This window comes from Pseudomonas sp. PAMC 26793 (assembly GCF_000313235.1).
In the GTDB taxonomy this organism is placed as follows: domain Bacteria; phylum Pseudomonadota; class Gammaproteobacteria; order Pseudomonadales; family Pseudomonadaceae; genus Aquipseudomonas; species Aquipseudomonas yamanorum.
The window spans coordinates 64,646-83,644 of sequence record NZ_AMXG01000054.1; the positions used below are offsets into that span (position 1 = coordinate 64,646).

General features: G+C 61.2%; 22 protein-coding genes. 14 read left to right on the plus strand and 8 right to left on the minus strand.

Translation table 11 applies throughout. From position 1 onward, the window contains the following. Positions 1 to 15 precede the first annotated feature (15 nt). Positions 16 to 1,332 carry a serine hydrolase gene (locus tag D109_RS0128135; protein ID WP_017479847.1) on the minus strand — a complete coding sequence of 439 codons (1,317 nt, stop codon included), beginning with the start codon at positions 1,330 to 1,332 and terminating at the stop codon, positions 16 to 18. Positions 1,333 to 1,579: 247 nt separating this feature from the next. On the opposite strand from D109_RS0128135, the gene D109_RS0128140 reads away from it, so the two are divergent. Then, the gene (locus D109_RS0128140; protein WP_017479848.1) at positions 1,580 to 3,673 is read left to right on the plus strand and encodes an EAL domain-containing protein; all 2,094 of its coding nucleotides are present in this window, start codon (positions 1,580 to 1,582) and stop codon (positions 3,671 to 3,673) included. Here D109_RS0128140 and D109_RS0128145 read toward each other — a convergent pair. Further along, positions 3,651 to 4,517 (minus strand): LysR family transcriptional regulator, encoded by an 867-nt coding sequence (locus tag D109_RS0128145; RefSeq protein ID WP_017479849.1) that lies wholly within the window; start codon positions 4,515 to 4,517, stop codon positions 3,651 to 3,653. The two genes, D109_RS0128140 and D109_RS0128145, sit on opposite strands and share 23 nt — an antisense overlap. 92 nt (positions 4,518 to 4,609) lie before the next feature. Between D109_RS0128145 and D109_RS0128150 the strand changes: the two genes are divergently transcribed. The 4 genes from D109_RS0128150 to D109_RS0128165 all read left to right on the plus strand — a co-directional run bounded on the left by D109_RS0128150 (position 4,610) and on the right by D109_RS0128165 (position 7,366). Then, positions 4,610 to 5,164, plus strand: coding sequence for a DUF4865 family protein (locus D109_RS0128150; protein ID WP_017479850.1), 555 nt, complete (start codon positions 4,610 to 4,612; stop codon positions 5,162 to 5,164). Positions 5,165 to 5,256: 92 nt separating this feature from the next. After that, positions 5,257 to 5,820: a histidine phosphatase family protein gene (locus tag D109_RS0128155; protein WP_017479851.1), complete on the plus strand. Its 564-nt coding sequence runs from the start codon at positions 5,257 to 5,259 to the stop codon at positions 5,818 to 5,820. A 58-nt stretch (positions 5,821 to 5,878) separates the two neighbouring features. After that, the gene (gene cobF, locus D109_RS0128160; RefSeq protein WP_017479852.1) at positions 5,879 to 6,634 is read left to right on the plus strand and encodes a precorrin-6A synthase (deacetylating); all 756 of its coding nucleotides are present in this window, start codon (positions 5,879 to 5,881) and stop codon (positions 6,632 to 6,634) included. A gap of 12 nt (positions 6,635 to 6,646) precedes the next feature. Further along, positions 6,647 to 7,366, plus strand: coding sequence for an alpha/beta hydrolase (locus D109_RS0128165; protein ID WP_017479853.1), 720 nt, complete (start codon positions 6,647 to 6,649; stop codon positions 7,364 to 7,366). A gap of 145 nt (positions 7,367 to 7,511) precedes the next feature. On the opposite strand, the gene D109_RS0128170 is transcribed toward D109_RS0128165, so the two are convergent. Beyond that, entirely contained in the window at positions 7,512 to 8,090 is a 579-nt protein-coding gene (locus tag D109_RS0128170; RefSeq protein ID WP_017479854.1) for a hypothetical protein, read from the minus strand. Positions 8,091 to 8,162: 72 nt separating this feature from the next. Beyond that, complete coding sequence (locus D109_RS0128175; protein ID WP_017479855.1) at positions 8,163 to 9,971, minus strand: monovalent cation:proton antiporter-2 (CPA2) family protein; 1,809 nt, start codon at positions 9,969 to 9,971, stop codon at positions 8,163 to 8,165. A 314-nt stretch (positions 9,972 to 10,285) separates the two neighbouring features. On the opposite strand from D109_RS0128175, the gene D109_RS0128180 reads away from it, so the two are divergent. The 4 genes from D109_RS0128180 (at position 10,286) to D109_RS0128195 (ending at position 14,328) form a co-directional block, all read left to right on the plus strand. After that, on the plus strand, positions 10,286 to 10,660 hold the full coding sequence (locus tag D109_RS0128180) for a hypothetical protein (protein WP_152416421.1): 375 nt from the start codon (positions 10,286 to 10,288) through the stop codon (positions 10,658 to 10,660). 336 nt (positions 10,661 to 10,996) lie between these two features. Beyond that, positions 10,997 to 11,302: an XRE family transcriptional regulator gene (locus D109_RS0128185; protein ID WP_017479857.1), complete on the plus strand. Its 306-nt coding sequence runs from the start codon at positions 10,997 to 10,999 to the stop codon at positions 11,300 to 11,302. 111 nt (positions 11,303 to 11,413) lie between these two features. After that, the gene (locus tag D109_RS0128190; RefSeq protein WP_017479858.1) at positions 11,414 to 12,967 is read left to right on the plus strand and encodes a DUF726 domain-containing protein; all 1,554 of its coding nucleotides are present in this window, start codon (positions 11,414 to 11,416) and stop codon (positions 12,965 to 12,967) included. Between the two features lie 41 nt (positions 12,968 to 13,008). Next, positions 13,009 to 14,328 carry an Nramp family divalent metal transporter gene (locus tag D109_RS0128195; protein ID WP_017479859.1) on the plus strand — a complete coding sequence of 440 codons (1,320 nt, stop codon included), beginning with the start codon at positions 13,009 to 13,011 and terminating at the stop codon, positions 14,326 to 14,328. Positions 14,329 to 14,338: 10 nt separating this feature from the next. Here the strand turns inward: D109_RS0128195 and D109_RS0128200 are convergent, their stop codons facing one another. The 3 genes from D109_RS0128200 to D109_RS0128210 form a co-directional block, all read right to left on the minus strand. Then, positions 14,339 to 14,716: a type II toxin-antitoxin system VapC family toxin gene (locus D109_RS0128200; protein ID WP_017479860.1), complete on the minus strand. Its 378-nt coding sequence runs from the start codon at positions 14,714 to 14,716 to the stop codon at positions 14,339 to 14,341. After that, entirely contained in the window at positions 14,713 to 15,084 is a 372-nt protein-coding gene (locus D109_RS1000000135085; protein ID WP_256219617.1) for a type II toxin-antitoxin system Phd/YefM family antitoxin, read from the minus strand. The genes D109_RS0128200 and D109_RS1000000135085 overlap by 4 nt, the downstream gene beginning before the upstream one ends. A gap of 138 nt (positions 15,085 to 15,222) precedes the next feature. Then, complete coding sequence (locus tag D109_RS0128210) at positions 15,223 to 16,155, minus strand: LysR family transcriptional regulator (RefSeq protein WP_017479862.1); 933 nt, start codon at positions 16,153 to 16,155, stop codon at positions 15,223 to 15,225. Between the two features lie 118 nt (positions 16,156 to 16,273). On the opposite strand from D109_RS0128210, the gene D109_RS0128215 reads away from it, so the two are divergent. From D109_RS0128215 to D109_RS1000000133435, 3 genes are all read left to right on the plus strand, one after another. Next, positions 16,274 to 16,759, plus strand: a complete 486-nt coding sequence (locus D109_RS0128215) for a DMT family transporter (protein ID WP_026078275.1) — start codon at positions 16,274 to 16,276, stop codon at positions 16,757 to 16,759. A gap of 4 nt (positions 16,760 to 16,763) precedes the next feature. After that, complete coding sequence (locus D109_RS0128220) at positions 16,764 to 17,219, plus strand: DMT family transporter (RefSeq protein WP_017479864.1); 456 nt, start codon at positions 16,764 to 16,766, stop codon at positions 17,217 to 17,219. A gap of 92 nt (positions 17,220 to 17,311) precedes the next feature. After that, the gene (locus tag D109_RS1000000133435) at positions 17,312 to 17,482 is read left to right on the plus strand and encodes a metallothionein (protein WP_008437063.1); all 171 of its coding nucleotides are present in this window, start codon (positions 17,312 to 17,314) and stop codon (positions 17,480 to 17,482) included. Positions 17,483 to 17,608: 126 nt separating this feature from the next. On the opposite strand, the gene D109_RS0128225 is transcribed toward D109_RS1000000133435, so the two are convergent. Then, on the minus strand, positions 17,609 to 17,851 hold the full coding sequence (locus D109_RS0128225) for a DUF6555 family protein (RefSeq protein ID WP_017479865.1): 243 nt from the start codon (positions 17,849 to 17,851) through the stop codon (positions 17,609 to 17,611). A 116-nt stretch (positions 17,852 to 17,967) separates the two neighbouring features. Between D109_RS0128225 and D109_RS0128230 the strand changes: the two genes are divergently transcribed. Beyond that, positions 17,968 to 18,732 (plus strand): helix-turn-helix domain-containing protein, encoded by a 765-nt coding sequence (locus D109_RS0128230; protein ID WP_017479866.1) that lies wholly within the window; start codon positions 17,968 to 17,970, stop codon positions 18,730 to 18,732. A gap of 89 nt (positions 18,733 to 18,821) precedes the next feature. Then, positions 18,822 to 18,995 carry a DUF1427 family protein gene (locus tag D109_RS1000000133440; RefSeq protein ID WP_017479867.1) on the plus strand — a complete coding sequence of 58 codons (174 nt, stop codon included), beginning with the start codon at positions 18,822 to 18,824 and terminating at the stop codon, positions 18,993 to 18,995. Positions 18,996 to 18,999 lie beyond the last annotated feature (4 nt).

The window sequence follows — 18,999 nt, forward strand, 5'->3', positions numbered from 1 at the left end:
CGATAAGCGAGACGGTCAGTCTGGCTTGGTCATCAAAAATGTCGCCATGGCCTCATAGGCTGGCAACGTCACCCCATCATTGGCAGCATTGCCCGCCACCGGATGGGAGGCATAACGAACAATCACCATCTCGGCCTTGGGGTCGATGTAGATGCTCTGGCCATGCACCCCACGGGCCATGAAGGCACCGTCGGAATTGTGGGTTACCCACCACATGTTGCGATAGCTCCAGCCCTTCAATTGGCCATAACCGGCCTGGGCGAACGCCTGCTTGTCGCCGCCTTGGCGAATAGCCTTGACCACGCTTTCGGGCACGATCTGCTGGCCGTTGAACTGCCCGCCGTTGCGCAGCATTTCAGCAAAGCGGGCCAGGTCCCGTAGCCCGGTGTTCAGGCCACCACCGGCAAACGGTGTGCCGATGGAATCGACGGTGAAGTAGGCGTCCTGTTCGGTGCCGAGCCGGCTCCAGATGCGTTCGCTGAGCAGTTGCGCCACATTGCGCCCGGTCGCGCGGGCGATCACCCAGCCCAGCACGTCGGTATTGACGGTCTTGTAGCCGAAGGCGCGCCCGTGTTCGCCGCGCTGTTTTACGGTTTGCAGGAACTCGTAGTAGCTGCGCGGCCCGGTGTAGTCCTTGGGTTTGGGCAGCGGGTTGCCGGCCTGGGCGTGGGCCCAGACTTCGGCGTTGGGGTCGGCATAGTCTTCGCTGTAGTCCAGGGCGGTGGTCATGTCCAGCACCTGGCGCAGGGTGGCACTGCCAAAGGCGGAACGGCCCAGTTCGGGCACGTAGTCGACGATCTTTTTCTGTGGGTCGAGGGTGCCATCGGCCACCAGCATCGCGCCCAGGGTGCCGATCACCGATTTGGTGACCGACATGGCCGCGTGTTGGCCGTCGTCCTTGAGCACCCCGAAGTAACGCTCATACACCACCGTGCCGCGATGCATCACCACGATGCCATCGGTGTAGGTGGCGTCCAGGGTCTGGCGCCAGCTCAACGGCTGGGTGGAACCCACGGGCTGCACGGGGATTGCATCGAGTCCCGGATCGAGTTTGCGTGGCAACGCCAGCGGCGCACCCAGCCCGCGGGAGACGTTCACCGTGGGCATCAATTGGCGAAAGTGGGCGACGCTCCAGCGCATGGCCGGGAAGCGGAAATAGCTGCCGTCTTCAAAGCGTACGGTGCGATCTGCCGGCGGCGGTGCGCCGACCATCCATTGCAGCTTGGCCGGGTCGCTGGCTTGGGCATCCGGGAAGGTCGGGCTGGCGGCGTTGGCCAAGGGGCTGATGAGGCCGAGAAGCGCGCAAGTGAGCAGGGGGGGAATTCGCAGCATCAGTCGAGTCCGTTCGAGGGCGTGTCGTTTTTTACAACAGCCAGTGCGCCGAAGGATGGGCCAACCGGAGACAATCGACAAGCAGCAGGGCCAAGGGGCGAATCTGAATAATTGCGCCGCTGGCGGCAAAAGCCTTTCGTTCGCGGTATCAGGACGTGTAGCGTTACCTTGTCGATAAAGGCAACGGCTCAGGTGTTTTTGCGACCTTGGCATCAGGGACCGAGTGCTATGTGCAGAGGGACAGGTGATGGCGCAAACACTGTTCAAGCTTTTCTTCACCCAACGGCTGGCGGCCTTGGCCAGCACCGAGTCGTTGCGGGCCATACGTGAGGGGTTGTTGTGGATCCTGCCCTGCCTGCTGGTGTCGGCCGGTTTCCTGATCCTGTCCGAATGCGCCCGTGTGCTGGGTTTCGACCCTCAATGGGTGGCCTTCCTCGCGGGTCTGCACAACCAGATCAGCTCGGTGATCCCGCTGCTGGTGGCCGCCTCCATCGGTTACATGCTTGCGATCCAGCACCGCCTGCCGCAGCTACCGGTGGCGTTCCTGTGCCTGGCCCACGTGGTGATCGCCACCTTTGTGCTGCGGGATTTCCCCCGTGCTTCGGCGACCTTCGTGCTGTTCATCGCCATCGCCTCGCCGTTGATCAATGTGCCCGCCATCGCCTGGCTGCATCGGCGTCGCTGGACCCGGTTGATCAACGAAGACCTGGTGGGGCACAACCTCAAGGGCACCATCAACATGGTGGTGCCGGGGGCGATCACGGCGCTCGTGCTGGTACTCTTGCTGTCGTTGCTGTTGCAGATTCCACAGGTGGCGCAGCTTCAGGGGCCGCAGGTACTCGATGCACTGGAAACGCCCTATGGCAGCGGTCTGTTTGTGACCCTGATGAATTCACTGCTGTGGTTTTTCGGGATCCATGGGGTCTACGCCATGCAGCCGTTGTTTGATGTCCTGGATCAGGCTGTCGCGCTCAACAACGCTGCAGTGGCGGCGGGCGAGCCGGTCAAGTATTTACTGAACGGCGGCTTGCTGGGCAGCTTCGCGTTTATCGGTGGCTCGGGTGGCGCATTGTGCCTGCTGCTGGCGATCCTGCTGTTTTCCAAGAGCCGTTCCATGCGATTGGTGGCGATGGCCAGCCTGCCGCTGTCGTTGTTCAATGTCAGTGAAGTGTTGTTGTTTGGCTTGCCGATCATCCTCAACCCGCGCCTGTTCATTCCCTTTCTGGTGGTGCCGGCCTTCAACGCGATGCTGGCGCTGATGGTGGTGCAGATTGGCTGGGTGTCGCCTGCGGTGGTGAGTGTGCCGTTCACCGCGCCGGTATTGCTAAACGCCTATTTGAGCACCCACGGCGACCTCGCGGCGGTGTTACTGCAGGTGGTGTTGCTGGGGGTTGGCATGCTGATTTACGCGCCCTATGTGCGGGCGATCAATCGCCAGGCCACGGAAGGCGGCACGGTGTATTTGAAGTCGCTGGACATGACTTTTCGCGGCCTGGAAGAAAAGGGCCGATTGCTGGAACTGGACCCGGTGATGGCGTCCCACAAGGCTCAGGCACGCCAGGTCAGCGAGTTGAGCCATATCCAGCAGATCAGCGACTACGAGTTCTACCTCGAATTCCAACCTCAGATTTCCACCCTGACCGGGCTGTGCACCGGTTGCGAAGCGTTGATGCGCGCGCGGGATGCCGAGGGTACGGTGCATTCACCGTGGGAGTTCCTGCAATGGCTGGCTAACGCCAGGTTGATGCCCGATGTGGATGTGTGGGTGGCGTCCCAGGCTGTGCGCCAGTATCAAACGTGGCGAAAGGTCGGTTTTACCTTGCCGATGACGATCAATATCTCCAGCGCCACACTGACCACCCCGGCCTATGGTGACCGACTGGTGGAGATACTGGCCCAGGCCCACGGGCAGGTGTCGGTGGAGATCACCGAGGATGCGTTGGTGGGGGATATTCAGGGCACCCGGCAGATGATCGAGAAGCTGCAGGCGATTGGTGCCAAGGTGTACATCGATGACTTCGGCACCGGGTTTTCAGCGCTGAGTTATCTGCATCAGTTCCCGGTGGACTTCATCAAGATCGATCGCAGTTTTGTAGTGGCCCAACATGATCCGAAGGGCGCCCAGGTGTTGACCGGGATGCTCAGGTTTTGCGAGGCGTTGAACCTCGGGGTGGTGGTCGAAGGGGTGGAAACCGCCGAGCAACTGGCGTTTTTGCAGTCAGGCTCGGAGTTGATTATCCAGGGCTGGTATTTCAGCAAGGCGCTGCCGGGAGACGAACTGGAGCGGTTTGTGCGCGGACGCTACACGCAGATGCAACCTAACGCTCCAGAACCCCTCTGAAGGTCGCACTCAAGGCTCGCAATGTCTCACGGGAGCGGCCGTCGCTGATCCGGCTATGCAGCACGATTTCACTGACGGGCAACGCCGGTAATCCGTACTGTTCACTCACGTCCACAGCGCCCGCGGGCGCCACCCGCCGGGCCAGCGCCGCCACCCCCAGGCCGGCGCTGACCGCCGCACCGACTGCCATCACGCCGCCGCCGACGAACACTTCGGTCCAGTCAATCCGCGCTTCATCCAACGCCCGCACCGCCAGTTGGCGCACACCGCAGGGCGAGGCCATGGTAGCCATGCGTAGCGGCGTATCGGGGGTGTGTTGCCAGGTTGGTGCGGCGAACCAGCCAAAGCGCTCCACCACCAACACTTCGCCGTCCTGGCGGTCGCCTTCATTGCGCACGATCACCGCGTCCAGTTCGTTGCGGTCGAACGCCGCCACCAGGTCCCGGGACGAAGCAATCCGCACCTCCAGGATCACCAGCGGGTCATAGGCGGCCAGGCGGCTGAGCCACAGTGGCAGGTCCGGCCCGGCCACGTGGTCGCTGATGCCGATCACCAGCCTTCGTGGTGCGCCGTTGCCCATGTCACCCAACGCCCGTTCGTGGGCATTGAGCAGCGCGCGAGCGGCGACGATGAACTGCTCGCCCTGGGGCGACAACCGCACATGGCGGGGTGTGCGCACCAGCAGGCGGTAACCGAGGCGGTCTTCCAGGCGCTTGAGCTTGAGGCTGATGGCTGCCTGCGAGGTCTCCAGGGCCTGGGCTGCGCGGGTGAAACTGGCGAAATCCGCCACCAGGACAAAGGCCTGCACGGTGTCGATGTCCAGCGGCTTGAGTGCGTCGCTCATTTCGATTCCTTATCACACCTATATTCGATGATATCTTGCTGAAATCATGGGCGCTGCGCAAGCTGGCCACTCATCTGAACAGGAGCGCCATGATGTTTGCCAAACAGTATTCACACCGCTTGCCAGCTGATTACGACATGGGTGTCATCCGCGAGCGCGCCGCCCGCCTGGGGCCGCAGTGGGATCACGCGGAGGGTTTGTTGTTCAAGGCGTTTATCGCTCAGGAACGGGGGCAGGGGCCGGGCGTGGGCAACCTGTATTCGTCGGTTTATCTGTGGTCCGATCCTTTGCAGGCGGCGGACTTTTTACTCGGCGAGCGCTTTGAGAAGGTCCTCGACAGTTTTGGCCGGCCGCACATTGAGTCTTGGTTACCGCTGGATGTGCAGCGAGGGCCGGCGCAGAACGCCTTGAGCCTGTACCGGGAAGAGTGGGCGCTGGAGCCAAGTGCGGACCGTGGGCAAATCCTGGCAACCGAAAAAGCCCGCAATCAGCAGCTTGCCGACAGCCGCGATCATTTTGCGGTGTTTCTGGCGCTGGATGTGCAGGCGTGGAAGCTGGTACGGATTACCTTGTCGGGCAAGGCGCTGGATGTGAACCATCCGGGCAACGGCTACGAGGTGTTCTACCTGGCGCGGCCCGGGGTGTGAATGCCGGTAGCCGCCGATCCTTCGGCGGCTACCGGTTTCCTGTGTGCGGATCGTTGTAAGCTATTGAACTATTTTCGCCAGAGCGATTTGTCATGCAGGCCACCCGGTTGACCCTGATTGCCCACGCCAGCACCCGCGCCCGGAAACGCGCACGCTTTGCGCTGGATGAGTCGGTGGAGATGGACTGGCAGCAGGCGGCGTTGTCCCAGGCACCGCGCTTCAAGCGTGCGCCCCTTGTGCTGTGCGGCCCCGAGGCGCGGACCCGGCAGACGGCGGCGCTGTTTGCCGCCGAGGCTCGGGTTGAAACAGCCCTGCGCGATTGTGATTTCGGCCGCTGGCAAGGGTTGGCGATCGATGAGGTTCAACAGGCCGAGCCCGAAGCGCTCCAGGCCTGGTTGACCGACAGCACCTGCGCGCCCCATGGCGGCGAATCGGTGATGCAGTTGTGTGAGCGGGTCGGGCAGTGGTTGCAGTCCCTTGAGCAAACGCCGGGGCATGTGCTGGCGGTGACGCATCCATTTGTTATCCGAGCCGCGCTGCTGCACGTCATGCAATCGCCGCCCTCGCTGTTCAACCTGATCGACGTGGAGCCGCTCTCATCCACTGAGCTGCGATTCAACGGCCATTGGCGCCTGCGCCTGGAAACTCACGCCTGACGCCCCGAACATGGCAAAATCCGCTCCCCGCACCGAGAACACCCATGAAGACTTTCCCATGAAACGCATCCTGATCATCGGCATTGGCGCCGGCAACCCCGACTACATCACGATGCAGGCGGTCAAGGCGCTCAACCGCACCGACGTGTTTTTCCTGATGGACAAGGGCCGGAGCAAGGACAAGCTGATCGACCTGCGCCGGGAAATCTGCGAGACCTACATCACCGACCACGCCTACCGCTTTGTCGAGGCCGATTGCCCCGAGCGGGTGCGTGGCGATATCGACTACACCACCGCCGTGAAGGACCTGAACCGCGACAAGCAGCAGACCTTCGAGCGGATGATCAATGAAGAAATGGCCGACGGCGAAGTGGGCGCATTCCTGGCCTGGGGTGACCCGGCGCTTTACGACAGCACCATCCGTATCCTGCAGGCGATTCTGGCCAGCGGCAGCTGCGAGTTCGAGTTTGAGGTGATCCCCGGGATCACCAGCGTCCAAGCGTTGGCGGCCCAGCACAAAGTGCCGCTGAACCGCATCGGTCGCTCCATCGAAATCACCACCGGGCGCCGGTTGGCGGCGGGGCAGGCGAGTGATGCCGACACCCTGGTTGTCATGCTCGACGCCGAAGATTCCTACCGCACCGTGGCCGATCAGGACCTGGATATCTACTGGGGCGCCTACCTGGGCACACCGGACGAAATCCTGATCAGCGGCAAGGTGGCCGAAGTGGCCGAAGAGATCGAACGGGTGCGCAAGGCGGCGCGCCAGGCCAATGGCTGGATCATGGATACCTATTTGTTGCGCAAACCCTAGAGGTTGATGCCCATGCTCAAACTGATTGCCCTGACATTGGCGCTGTTTACCGGCGCCGCACAGGCCGAAGACCTATTGCACACCGACCTGGCCCTGCCTTACCTGGAACAGACCCAAAGCGATGCACGCAACGAGCCCCTGGTGATCTTCCTGCACGGTTATGGCAGTGACGAGGCCGACCTGTTCGGGCTCAAGGACCGCTTGCCATCGACCTGGACCTACCTGTCTGCACGGGCACCGATGCCGGTGGAGGGCGGTGGTTACCGTTGGTTTCGCAAGAAACCGGGCGACGGCGATTTTGATGGCGAGACCGCCGACTTGCAGAGTAGCGGCAAGCTGATCGAAGACTTCGTCGCCCAGGCCACCACCAAGTATCACACCCAAAGTGAGCGGGTGTTTCTGGTGGGGTTCAGCCAGGGCGCGATCATGTCGTACGAAGTCGGGCTAAGGCATCCCGAAACCCTGCGCGGGATTGCGGCGTTGAGCGGCAGCCTGCTGCCGGTACTCAAGGCTGAGCTCAAACCGGACGCGCGACTGGGCAAGCTGGCGATTTTCATCGGGCACGGGACGTTGGACCAGGCGCTGCCTTACTACTCGGCAACGCGGGCCAACGAGGTGTTGCAGGGGCTTGGCCTCACACCGGAATTCCACGGTTACCCGGGGATGATTCATACCGTCGGTGAGGCGGAGTTGCTGGACTTGAAGCAGTGGCTGGAAAAGAGCCTGCGCTGAGTCCGGTGATGTGAACGCGGTCAAAATGTGGGAGCGGGCTTGCTCGCGAAAGCGGTGGGTCAGTTAATACATGTGCTGACTGAAACACCGCTTTCGCGAGCAAGCCCGCTCCCACATTGGATTTTCATTGCCAGATTAAAACCGGTTATTTACCGCCAGTAATCTGCTTCACCAACAGCGCATGGCCTTTCTCGTCATCCGCCCGGGAAATGGCCTGCACCACCAACTGGTGGCTGCCGGAGCCCGTGAGGAAGGTGGAGCTCAGCGTCTTGCCCCCGCCCATGGTCGCAGTGCTGTCGACCTGGCGCAGGGCCAGGCCCTTGACGGTGAGTTTCTTTTCGGCGCCTTTCTTGAAGTCCGGCAGGGCCGCGCTTTGTTCCTTGACGAAATCCGCCACGGCACCGTCGAGGAACTGCGGGTCGTTGTCCTTGATCAGGCCGGCGACACTCGGTTTTTCGACGACGAAGATCACGCTTTTGGTGGCCTGGTCGCTGTACATCGTGCCGCTGGCGCCCGCCGTGCCGTGTTCGGCATCACCGGCCGGCAGTGGGTCGGCCTGGTAGGACTTGGGCAGGTTGAAGCTGAACTTGCCGTCCAGGGTGGAGATGGTCTGGGTGGCGGTTTTCTGCGCCGCAGGCTTGCTGGCGGCGAGGACTTGGCTGGCGCCGAAGCCGGCGGCCAGCGCGAGGGCCAAGAGGGCTGCGGTCTTGCTGAGGGTGGCCATGAAGCTCTCCAGGGATGAACGAAATTGCGCCGTATTCTGTCAGAAATTTCGCAAGATCGTTCATCTCCGTCCTTACACCTTGTCGGACTCTTCCTCGAGCCGGTCCATCTCAAACAGCCGCGCCAATTCTGTCCGGGCTTCCTGGGCCGATTGCATCACCTTGGCCGCGTCGTCATATACCGCGTGCTGGGCTGCCAGCAGTTGCAGGTCGTGGTTTTTGAAACGGCTGATGCGCGCATCCGCCTGGGCCTGGGTCAAACCAAGGCCCACCAGGGTGCGGCGGCTCATTTCCAGGCTGGAGTAAAACGTCTCGCGCACCGGTGACGCGTCGAGGTCCACCAGGCGATGTACGTGCTGGCGGTTACGGGCGCGGGCGATGATCTTCATGTGCGGGTAGAGGCTGCGCACCAGCTCGGCGGTCTTGATATTGATTTCGGGGTCGTCCATGGCGATCACGAAGAATTCAGCCTGGTCGACTTTCGCCGCGTGGAGGATTTCCGGGCGCTGGGGGTCGCCGTAGAACACCGGCATGCCGCCGAAGCTGCGGGTCAGCTCGATGGTTTCCACTGAGGTGTCGAGGGCGATAAACGAGATGTTTTGCGCCCGCAGGATCCGCGCCACGATCTGCCCCATACGGCCCATCCCGGCGATCACCACCCGGGGTGCATCGCTTTCGATGGCGCGGTATTCCTCGGGCACTTCCACCGGCTTGACCTTGGGCTTGAACAGCTTCGGGCAGAGCAACAGCAGCAATGGGGTCACGGCCATGGACAGGGTGATGGTCAGCACCAGGATGTCGTAGAGGTGCGGTTCGAACAGGCCCTGGTCGCGGCCGATCTTGAACACCACGAAGGCGAATTCACCACCGGCCGCCAGCACCACGCCCAGGCGCAGCGCGCTTTCACGGTTCAGGTCACCGGCCAGTCGGCCCACGCAAAACAGCAGCGGCAATTTGATGGCGATCAGCAGCAGGGTCAGGCCCAGCACGATCACCGGCGCACTGAACAACAGGCTGATATTGGCGCCCATGCCCACGCTGATAAAAAACAGACCCAGCAGCAGGCCCTTGAACGGTTCGATCTGCGATTCCAGCTCGTGCCGGTATTCGGAGTCTGCCAGCAGCAGCCCGGCGAGGAAGGCGCCGAGGGCCATGGATACACCTACCAGCTCCATCAGCCATGCCGTGCCGATCACTACCAGCAACGCGGTGGCCGTGGACACTTCCCGCAGCCCGGTCTTGGCAACGATGCGAAACACCGGCCGCAGCAGATAGCGCCCGCCGATGATCACCACGGCGATGCTGCCCAGTACTTCCAGGCCGTGCTGCAGGCCTTGGGAGGTGGTGGCGGGGTGATCGCTGCCGGCGAGCAGCGGCACCATGGCGATCAGCGGGATGGCCGCGATGTCCTGGAACAACAGGATTGCAAAGGCCAGGCGCCCATGGGGCTGGTTAAGCTCCTTGCGCTCGGCCAGGCTCTGCAGGCCGAAGGCGGTGGAGGAGAGCGCCAGGCCAAGGCCCAGCACAATTGCACTGTTCCATGACTGGCCAAACAGGAACAGCGCTACCACGCCAATCACCGTGCCCGTCAGCAACACCTGCGCCAGGCCGACACCGAACACCGCCTTACGCATCACCCACAAACGCTTCGGTGACAACTCCAGGCCAATGATGAACAGCAGCAACACCACCCCCAGTTCGGAGAACTGGCTGACGCTTTGCGGGTTGCCCACCAGCCCCAGCACCGAGGGGCCGATGATCACGCCGGCCAGCAAATAACCCAACACGGCGCCCAACTGCAGGCGCTTGGCCAAGGGCACGGTCAGTACGGCGGCGAACAGGAATACAACCGCCGCTTGTAACAGGTTGCCTTCATGGGGCATTGGGGACTCCAGGATCGTTTTGCTGAATCAACAGGGCGTTATTAGAGCGCTTTTTTACAGGGTGGAATCTGAATTTTTACGCGGCTCAGGGCGTTCACCTCCGCGCTCATGGGATGTCTTCCAGTTTCTGCGCGGCACTCGCCAAAGTATTAATACCATTTATTTCAATGAGTTTTATGCACGCGGCTAACGTTGTGACAAACAGGATCAGTTGTCACCACGGTCAGGTATTTCGAAGTCGATGGGTGTTTGGATCTGTAGTGGGGGCTTCTACGCATTCATGGATGAAAGGCTTTGACCACAAGGAGTTTTACGTGGAAAGAAGACTGGCTGCTGCCGCTATACCTCGTATTTCTCCTCTTGATCTTGCTATTCGCCTCAGTATTACCGACCTGGTTCCAGGCCTGGCGAGCCCGGAGGCGATGGCTGATTGTTCGTCGGCAAGCCCCACGGCAGGCGCCACGGTCACCTGTGCCGGCGTGCCGAGTTTGCCGCTGTTTTTGAACACCTTTGCCAGCGCAGTTAATAACCTGACGGTTAACGTCAACGGTGGCCGCCTGAATGTCAGCGGCTCCCTGGCCAATGGCAACGTCGCGGTCAACAGCGGTGCGACGCTCACGGGCACTGGCAGCCATGGCGGTGCCGTCACCGTCGTCGGCGGCGGTAACAGTTTCTCCCTCGGTTTCTGATCAAGACCGAGTCTCTTCAACCGCCCGAAAGGGCGGTTTTTTTATGGGCGGATAATTGTGCGGGAATAACCTAAAAACATTTTTCCGGGGAAAACGGGAGGCTGTGCGCCCCTGAAGCTTCTACAGTTATGCACTTGAGTTTATATTCCGTGGATGGAATATTTGCATGAGTTGGGACGTTGAATATACGGACGAGTTTGGAGTCTGGTGGGGCGATCTGGATACGAAGGAACAGTCCTCGGTATCGGCCAGCGTGGACTTATCACGAATACGTCCCGCTGGCTGAGACGTCGTATGACGAACATTTGGAAACACTGCGTAAAGAGGGCCGTCACCATGGCTAAAAAATTCAGTGAGCTTCAGGCTCGCCTGACACCGCAAGCTCGGGCCGATGCAGAGCGCATCCTCCAGCAGCACCTGAAAGAAATGCCTTTGCATGAACTGCGCAAGGCGCAACAGATGAGCCAGGATACGTTGGCCAAAGCGCTGAATATCAATCAGGCGGCAGTCTCCAAAATAGAGCGTCGCACCGATATGTATATCAGCACGCTGCGTAACTACATTCGCGCCATGGGAGGGGAGCTGGAGATTGTCGCCACGTTTCCTGATGGCCAGGTAAAGATCGACAACTTTGCCAACTGAGTCATCCATGGTGCATTGAGGCGCTTGCTGCCCGGGCGGGCAGTTTTTCACATTTACCCCGGCAGTGCTTTGATACTATCGCCCTTCGTCGTCACCAGGAGTCACCGTCACATGCAACACCAGTGGGATGAAATGCACCGCACCCGCAAGCCCACGTTTGTCTTGTGTGGCGAGCCCCAAGGGGATGTGCTCAATCTCTACGTCCACGGTTATTCGGCGTTCTTCAACCAGCAGCAACTGGGCAATTTCTCCCGGCAGCTGGCAACCATCGAAGGCTCCACCAACCTGATGCTGTTCTGGCCGGCGGGGCATTTCCTGGAAAACCTGTTTGCACCGTTCAAGGATGTGATTGCCTCGATGCTCGGTGGCGGTAGTCTGGGCGCGGCGACCATCGGGGTGGGCAAGGCGATTGCCTATTTCCTCGACCATTACAAAAGTGTGGAGGCACGGGTGGATGAGGTCGCCAAAAGCCTGTTGCCCGAATTGGCCAACTACCTGCACGGCGAATCGATCAAGGTGCGCCAGATCAACCTGATCGGCCATTCCCTGGGCGCGCGGATTCTGGTCAAGAGCCTGTTGGCAAGCCCCGAAGTTGCCCGTGAATTACCGCTGAACAACCTGTTGCTGATGGGCGGCGCAATTTGCACGTCCAGCCCGTGGGACCTGGTGTCGGCGCCGCTCAAGGGGCGGGTGATCAACTGCCACTCCAGCAAGGATTGGGCCCTGGCCCTCAAGCCCGACACCGAGCGCTGCATCGGTCGTTATGCCATCCCGCTGACACCCGCGCTCAAGGCCAAGGTCGCCAATGTGCACCTGGCCACGTTTGACCATGCCGCTTACTGGCCGCAGTTGAAGGCGGTGGTGCAGTACACCGACCTCTTGCAGGAGCGCCGGGGCATGATCCGCGCCGATCAGCGCAGCCCTGAAGTGCGCTTTGCCGAAGAGGATGTCGACCTGTTCCCGCTGCTGGTGCAGGCGCGGCCGGAGGAGTTGAAGTTCTTTGCCGAGCTGATGGCGCAAAAGCGCAGTGCGTCGATCGACGCCACGGTGCGCGAACCCCTGAAGCTGGCCATCGAGTTGCAGCGCATGGGCGGCGACACCTTTATGAACCTGGCCCGGGGTCATGGCGTGAGCTATCGCGAAATCGCCCAGGACGTCGCGCAGCGGGTGGGTATCAAGTTTGATGAACCGATCGAGAAGGTGGCCCTGGCGGATCTGGAACTGCAGGTCGCCGAGCGGCTGATCGAGCAATACAAGGACAAGCTCAGCCAGGCCGATCGGCAAGTGTTCGAGGCGGAACTGCAGGCTGCCGCGCAAAAGGAGCAGGGCTTTTTCAATCGCTTCGATGTGGGGCGCTCAGCCACCACTGCACTGAGTGGCACCGCGTTGGCCGGGCTGACCGGGTTTATCCTGCGTCGAGGCGCGGCCACGGCAATTCCGGTGGTGGGACAGGCGCTGGCGGCGGCGATGCTGCTGGTGACCGGCGTGCGGGCGTTTTCTGGCCCCGCGTATTCCATCACGACCCTGGCGGTGCTGGTGATTGGGGTGATTCGCGAGCGCCTGGAGCGTGAGGCACTGAACCAGGAGATGGATCTGGTGGTCCAGGTGGTAGAGGCATTTGATCTGCCCCGGGAAACGGTGATGCGTACCGTCGCGTCTGACTGATAAGCTGCGTTCACGTCTTGTGTGAAAGCCTGGTACCCCGCGTGAAATTCAGCCTGCCCAAAATCGCTACCGCCCCGTTCTGCCCACCGGAAGTCGCCGGCTCCATCGTCGTTGATCCCCGTGCCTCCTTTTTCAAGCGCGCGCTGATGTTTGCCGGCCCCGGTTTGCTGATCTCCATCGGCTACATGGACCCGGGCAACTGGGCCACCGCCATCGAGGCCGGTTCGCGCTACGGCTACAACCTGTTGTTTGTGGTGTTGCTGGCGAGCCTGGCGGGGATGGCGGTGCAGTGTCTGTGCTCGCGGCTGGGCATCGCCACCGGCAAGGACCTCGCGCAGCTGAGCCGCGAGCGCTACAGCCGGCGTTCGTCGTTCGTGCAGTGGGTCCTCGCGGAAATCTCGATCATCGCCACCGACCTCGCCGAAGTCCTCGGCTGCGCCTTGGCGTTTCACCTGTTGTTGGGGGTGTCGCTGACCACCGGGATTGTCATCACTGCCTTCGATACGTTGCTGATCCTGGCCCTGCAAAATCGTGGTTTCCGCCGGCTGGAAGCGATCATGCTGGCGCTGGTGGCGACCATCGGCGTGTGTTTTTTCATCGAACTGGTGCTGATCAAGCCTTACTGGCCGGATGTGTTCCGCGGGTTCACCCCGTCGCTGTCCGCCATCAGTGATGCCGCACCGCTGTACCTGGCCATCGGAATTCTGGGGGCCACGGTGATGCCCCATAACCTGTACCTGCATACCTCTATCGTGCAAACCCGCCTGTTCGGCAAGGATTTGGCCAGTCGCCAGGACGCGGTGAAACTGGCGCGTATCGACACCATCGGTTCCCTGGCCCTGGCGCTGCTGGTCAATGCGGCGATCCTGATACTGGCCGCCGCCGCTTTCCACCAGACCGGCCACACCGACGTGGTGGAAATCCAGGACGCCTACCACCTGCTCGACCCACTGGTAGGTGGCGCCTTCGCCAGTGTGCTGTTCGGTGTTGCGCTGCTGGCTTCCGGCCAGAGCTCCACATTTACCGGCACCATCGCCGGGCAAGTGATTATGGAAGGTTATCTCAACCTGCGCATTCCCTGCTGGCAGCGACGCCTGATCACCCGTGGCCTGGCGCTGATCCCGGCGTTCCTCGGGGTGTGGCTGATGGGGGACGATGCCATCGGCAAGCTGCTGATCCTCAGCCAGGTGGTGTTGAGCCTGCAGTTGCCGTTTGCGTTGTACCCGCTGATCCGCATGACGGGTGACAAGCGCCTGATGGGGCCGTTCGTGAACAGTTTGCCAACGCGGCTGTTGGCTTGGAGTTTGTTTGTGGTGATCAGCGGGGCGAATGCCTGGCTGATCGGGCAGTGGTTGTTTTGAGCGAAGTGAATTACGTCAAAACGGCCAACGATGTGTATTTCGCCACTATCGGGTCGGCGGTCACTAACTTCATCGGCTCGATGATAGCCGTTGCAATGATGAGCCGATCAAATGGGTCCCTGTGATGGTGTTCAAGGTCCTTGACCGCGATGGCGTGCTCCGAGGTTATGGGCAGTTCCACGTAGCCGCTTTCCAGGCAGTATTCGCGAATTTCGTCCAGGTTGACGTTGAGCTTCCCGAGCCCGACCTTTATCGCCAGCTCCCAGAATGTGGCGGCGCTGACGTAAATTTCTGCTGCGTTCTCGATCAGCTTTCGGGCCTTTGCTGACAGTTTTGGATCATCGCTCAGGGCCCAGAGCAGGATGTGGGTATCCAGCAGTATTCTCATGGGTGGTTTCCCTCAAACGCATCCAGCATGTCGTCTGGCAATGGCGCATCAAAGTCATCCGGCACCACCAGTTTGCCCTTCATTGCACCGATTCGCCGGCCTGTCGGTTTCCCGACAGGGACAAGGCGAGCCATCGCGCGCCCGTGCTTGGCGATGGTGATGATTTGGCCGGCGGCGGCATCATCCACCAGTTTTGATAAATTATTTTTTGCTTCACCCAACGGTACGGTAATCATTTGGTCTTCCCGAGGTTTTGGCCAAATATAGCCAAAATTTCGTAAGCAGGCAAAGATCAACCGACTGCTGGTGGAGGGTGATTTTTGCGGGGCTGATTGAAGGTTTCCGAACGGGTAATGACTGGCATCCATGACGTCTCTCCTGAAGGAATTCGTCGAAGTCTGCCCGAGTGCAAGCGGTTTTCGACCCGTGTTTTGGAAAATCAGATCGGACTTACTTGAAGGGGGGCTTTTCCCGACAATGCGCGCCGAATAGTTTCCTACGGTTGTTCAACGGTCCCAGTAAGGCACTGCCCCAAAACACTCGACGAAGTAGTCGATCACCGTCCGCACCTTCAACGACAGTCGCCGACTGCCCGGCCACAGCGCCGCAATCTGTTGCGGCTCCAGGGTCGTCGCCACTTCATAGTCGGTCAGCACCGCCTGCAGTGTGCCGGCACGCAGCCCTTCGCCGATCAACCAGGATGGGAACACCACCAGCCCCAGGCCTTGCTCGGCGGCGTGGGTCAGGGTGTCGGCGTGGTTGCCGGTGATTGGGCCCTTGACGCTGTAGGACGTCCAGTCGTCCTGGTCGCGGCGGAAGAACCAGCGTTGTTGGCCGGTGACACCCTTGTAGGCCAGGCACTGGTGGTTCACCAGTTCGTCCGGATGCCGGGGCGTACCGAAACGTTCCAGATAGCCGGGGCTGGCCGCAAGGCGGAAGCGCTGCGGGGCGAAGATTCGCGCCTGCATGCCGGAATCGTTCAGCACGCCGATGCGAAACAGCAGGTCGGTGCCGTCTTGCAGCGGGTCGACGTAGGTGTCGGTTTGCTGGATATCCAGTTGCAGTTTCGGATAACGCCGGCACAACTCCCCGAGCCACGGCGATAGATGGCGCTGGCCAAATACCATCGGCGCATTGATACGCACCAGGCCGCTGGGTTCGCTTTCCTGTTCCTGCAATGCCTGGCCGGCGACTTCCAGTTGCTCCAGCATCAACCGCGCATGATGCCCAAGCAGGCGCCCGGCTTCGGTAGGGCTGACCGCACGGGTATGGCGGTACAGCAACTGTTGGCCAAGGGCCTGCTCCATCAACTGGATTTGCCGGGAAATGGAGGAGGGCGCCAGCCCTTCACGGCGTGCGACTTCGGAGAAACTGCCGTAGTCCAGTACTGCGACAAACAGGCGAAGCGCCTTGAAACTCAGTTCGTTCAGGCCCTGCATCATGACTCCATGCTGTGCGCGTTGCGCAAAGGTGTTGTCGGCATGCTCCCATTTATCGCACAGCAGTGCCACCGGATAATGCGCGTCATTGTTCCTCCCTTTAACGCGCAGGTGATGTATGCAGGCTTCTTCAATGGCGGGTGTGGCTCAGGCCAGGCCCAAGACGTTTCTTCGATTGCTGTTGCTGCCGCTGGTGATTTTCGCTGGCATGGGCTTGTCGGTGGAGGCCGGGTTGCTGGGCCCGTTGGGTGTGCAGGTGGGGCACTTGTGGGCGACCTTGAGCATCTTCGGCGTCGGCTCGGCGATCCTGTTTTTACTGTTGCTGTTCAGCGGCCCGCAAAAGGGCCCGGCGTTGACCGACCTGCCGCGCTGGCAATTGATCGGCGGCTTCCTGGGACCGATGTACGTGGTGGTGCTGACCCTGGCCACACCGCATATCGGCATCGCGATGACCATGATCGCGATCTTGTCGGGCCAGGTGGGCAAGAGCGTATTGATCGACCACTTCGGCTGGTTCGGCACCGCCCGCAAGCGGGTCAACGTTGAGCGCTGGATTGCATTGGCGTTGATCGTGGTGGCACTTGTTTTGATTGCACGAGGTTAAGGCGATGAATCTGATTCTGTTGTTGGTGTTGGTGGTGGCCGCCGGTGCGGTGTTGAGTGTGCAGGCCGCCATCAACGGCCGCCTCGGACAGGCGGTGGGTGTATTGCGCAGCAGTCTGCTGACGTTTGTGGTGGGCGCGGTCAGTACCGGGTTGTTGATTCTGTTCTTTGAGCCAGCCCATGCAGTCAGCCTGCTGGATGTGCCGAAGTGGCAGCTGACCGGCGCATTGTTCGGGGTGGTGTACATGATGGTGATGGTGGGCGCGGTACCGATTGTCGGCACCGCGGTGGCGACAGTGGCGGTGATTGTCGGGCAGTTGGGCATGGGCATGTTGATCGACAACTTCGGCTGGCTCGGCAACCCGGCGATCGAACTGTCCGGCAGCCGGATCGTGGCGATGCTTTGCCTGGCGCTGGCCCTGGTGTTCATGTATCGCAGCAACGCTCGTCGGGCTGACTGAAGGGCCTTTGAACCTTGAATGATTGCCTATAGTCACTGCTTGAGGTGCCGGCGTTCGCCGCATCTGGACGACCACGAAACAGGAGTCTGATCATGCAAGAGAAAACATGCGCCTGCCCCCACTGCAATTGTCAGTTGGGGAAAAACGCGGTGATGAAGGATGGCAAGGGGTATTGCTGCCAAGGCTGCGCCGAGCATCATGCCCATGGTGAGCCTTGTGCTTCGGCGACCGGGTGCGAGTGTGCCAAGTCCGCCCACGGCTAACGCGAACGACCTGTAGGAGCGAGCTTGCTCGCGAAAAACCTGAGAACCACACGGGGTACCAGGTACCCCGCGTTATCGTTAACGACCTTCGCGAGCAAGGTCGCTCCTACAGGTTTCAAGCGGTTTTCAGGCGGTGGGGCGTGCATCCGAGCGGCGCCACTGCACGTTTTCGATGCCGAATTTCTCGGCCTGGGGCTGGCTTGTTTTCTTCACCTGCTCCCGGGCGAAGCGCCCGATGCGCCCCACGCCGGCGTCGCAGCTCGCCCAATGCCAGGCTTCGGCGTTGTCGAGTTTTTCCAGACGGATGATGAACGACTTGGGCTGGCCATGCAGCGTGTAGTCGATCACGAAAAGTTTTGCGTTAGTCATGGATCCGTTAACCCTCCCTGTGTCCTTAAGTGACCCTCCTGACGCGGGAAAAATTCACTCGGATTATCCGCCGCAGGTCTTATCATGGCTTTCCAGCCTTGAACGATGTGCCCTCCATGGCCCTTGCCGCGCCGCCCGACCTCAGCAATCACGCCGTCCCCGTGCAACCCTTGGCGCGTACCTACCCACGCGGGTTGTACGTCGAGCCTCATCAGCACGATTGGGGCCAGTTGCTTTACGCCATGAGCGGCGTGATGTGGGTCGAGACACCCCAGGAAGCGCTGGTGGTGCCGCCCCAGCGCGCGGTGTGGCTGCCGCCGGGTGTCGAGCACGGGATTCGTGTGGTGTCGGACTTGCAGATGCGCAACATCTACCTGCGTCCGGCGCTGGCGGCGACCCTGGACAGCCAGGTGCAAGTGATCGAGGTCGGCGGGCTGCTGCGCGAACTGATCGTGGCGCTGGTGGAGCAGGGCGACCAGGGTGATCAGGCCTACTACGAGGCCGTGGTCGCTCTGGCCTTGCTGGAACTGCAACGGGCCCGGCGCTCGCCGATCCGCATTGCCTTGCCCGTGGGCGCCGATCGACGCCTGACGAGTGCCTGCCAGGCGGTGATGGCGTCGCCTTCCCTGGACATCCCTTTCGAACAGCACGCCGAAGCGGCCGGTGCCAGCGTACGTACCCTGGCCCGGCTGTTTCAGAACAGTCTGGGCATGGGCTTTGCCGAGTGGCGCCGCCAGGTGCAGTTGGCCACCGCCGTGGCTGAGCTGATCCAGGGCCAGTCGGTCAGCGCTATCGCCCGTTCCCTGGGGTATTCGCCGAGCAGTTTCAGCGACATGTTTCGCCGCGAGCTGGGCATGGCGCCGTCGCAGTACCCGGTCTAAGGCTTGGCCGAAATCCTGAAGCACTTGGCCGATGCTTCGGATTTGGCTTCCCTACACTGACCGCATCAACCCTTGCTGCGGAGTGTTCCATGAATTACCTGATTTCCTTGGCCATCGGCCTGTTGGTCGGCGTGATTTACGGTGCCCTGGACTTTCGCTCGCCCGCGCCTCCCGCCATCGCCCTGGTCGGGCTGATGGGCATGTTGATGGGCGAGAAGCTCTGGCCCATGGGCCGGCAGATGGTCAGCACCTGGTTCTCCTGAAACC

Coding starts and splice junctions, on each gene's coding strand:
- cobF (WP_017479852.1), top strand. CDS start 5,879: ATGAAACGCATCCTGATCATCGGCATTGGCGCCGGCAACCCCGACTAC.
- D109_RS0128140 (WP_017479848.1), top strand. CDS start 1,580: ATGGCGCAAACACTGTTCAAGCTTTTCTTCACCCAACGGCTGGCGGCC.
- D109_RS0128190 (WP_017479858.1), top strand. CDS start 11,414: ATGCAACACCAGTGGGATGAAATGCACCGCACCCGCAAGCCCACGTTT.
- D109_RS0128175 (WP_017479855.1), bottom strand. CDS start 9,971: ATGCCCCATGAAGGCAACCTGTTACAAGCGGCGGTTGTATTCCTGTTC.
- D109_RS0128155 (WP_017479851.1), top strand. CDS start 5,257: ATGCAGGCCACCCGGTTGACCCTGATTGCCCACGCCAGCACCCGCGCC.
- D109_RS0128145 (WP_017479849.1), bottom strand. CDS start 4,517: ATGAGCGACGCACTCAAGCCGCTGGACATCGACACCGTGCAGGCCTTT.
- D109_RS0128215 (WP_026078275.1), top strand. CDS start 16,274: ATGCAGGCTTCTTCAATGGCGGGTGTGGCTCAGGCCAGGCCCAAGACG.
- D109_RS0128185 (WP_017479857.1), top strand. CDS start 10,997: ATGGCTAAAAAATTCAGTGAGCTTCAGGCTCGCCTGACACCGCAAGCT.
- D109_RS1000000133440 (WP_017479867.1), top strand. CDS start 18,822: ATGAATTACCTGATTTCCTTGGCCATCGGCCTGTTGGTCGGCGTGATT.
- D109_RS0128135 (WP_017479847.1), bottom strand. CDS start 1,332: ATGCTGCGAATTCCCCCCCTGCTCACTTGCGCGCTTCTCGGCCTCATC.
- D109_RS1000000135085 (WP_256219617.1), bottom strand. CDS start 15,084: ATGGATGCCAGTCATTACCCGTTCGGAAACCTTCAATCAGCCCCGCAA.
- D109_RS0128165 (WP_017479853.1), top strand. CDS start 6,647: ATGCTCAAACTGATTGCCCTGACATTGGCGCTGTTTACCGGCGCCGCA.
- D109_RS0128150 (WP_017479850.1), top strand. CDS start 4,610: ATGTTTGCCAAACAGTATTCACACCGCTTGCCAGCTGATTACGACATG.
- D109_RS0128225 (WP_017479865.1), bottom strand. CDS start 17,851: ATGACTAACGCAAAACTTTTCGTGATCGACTACACGCTGCATGGCCAG.
- D109_RS0128200 (WP_017479860.1), bottom strand. CDS start 14,716: ATGAGAATACTGCTGGATACCCACATCCTGCTCTGGGCCCTGAGCGAT.
- D109_RS0128230 (WP_017479866.1), top strand. CDS start 17,968: ATGGCCCTTGCCGCGCCGCCCGACCTCAGCAATCACGCCGTCCCCGTG.
- D109_RS1000000133435 (WP_008437063.1), top strand. CDS start 17,312: ATGCAAGAGAAAACATGCGCCTGCCCCCACTGCAATTGTCAGTTGGGG.
- D109_RS0128220 (WP_017479864.1), top strand. CDS start 16,764: ATGAATCTGATTCTGTTGTTGGTGTTGGTGGTGGCCGCCGGTGCGGTG.
- D109_RS0128170 (WP_017479854.1), bottom strand. CDS start 8,090: ATGGCCACCCTCAGCAAGACCGCAGCCCTCTTGGCCCTCGCGCTGGCC.
- D109_RS0128210 (WP_017479862.1), bottom strand. CDS start 16,155: ATGCAGGGCCTGAACGAACTGAGTTTCAAGGCGCTTCGCCTGTTTGTC.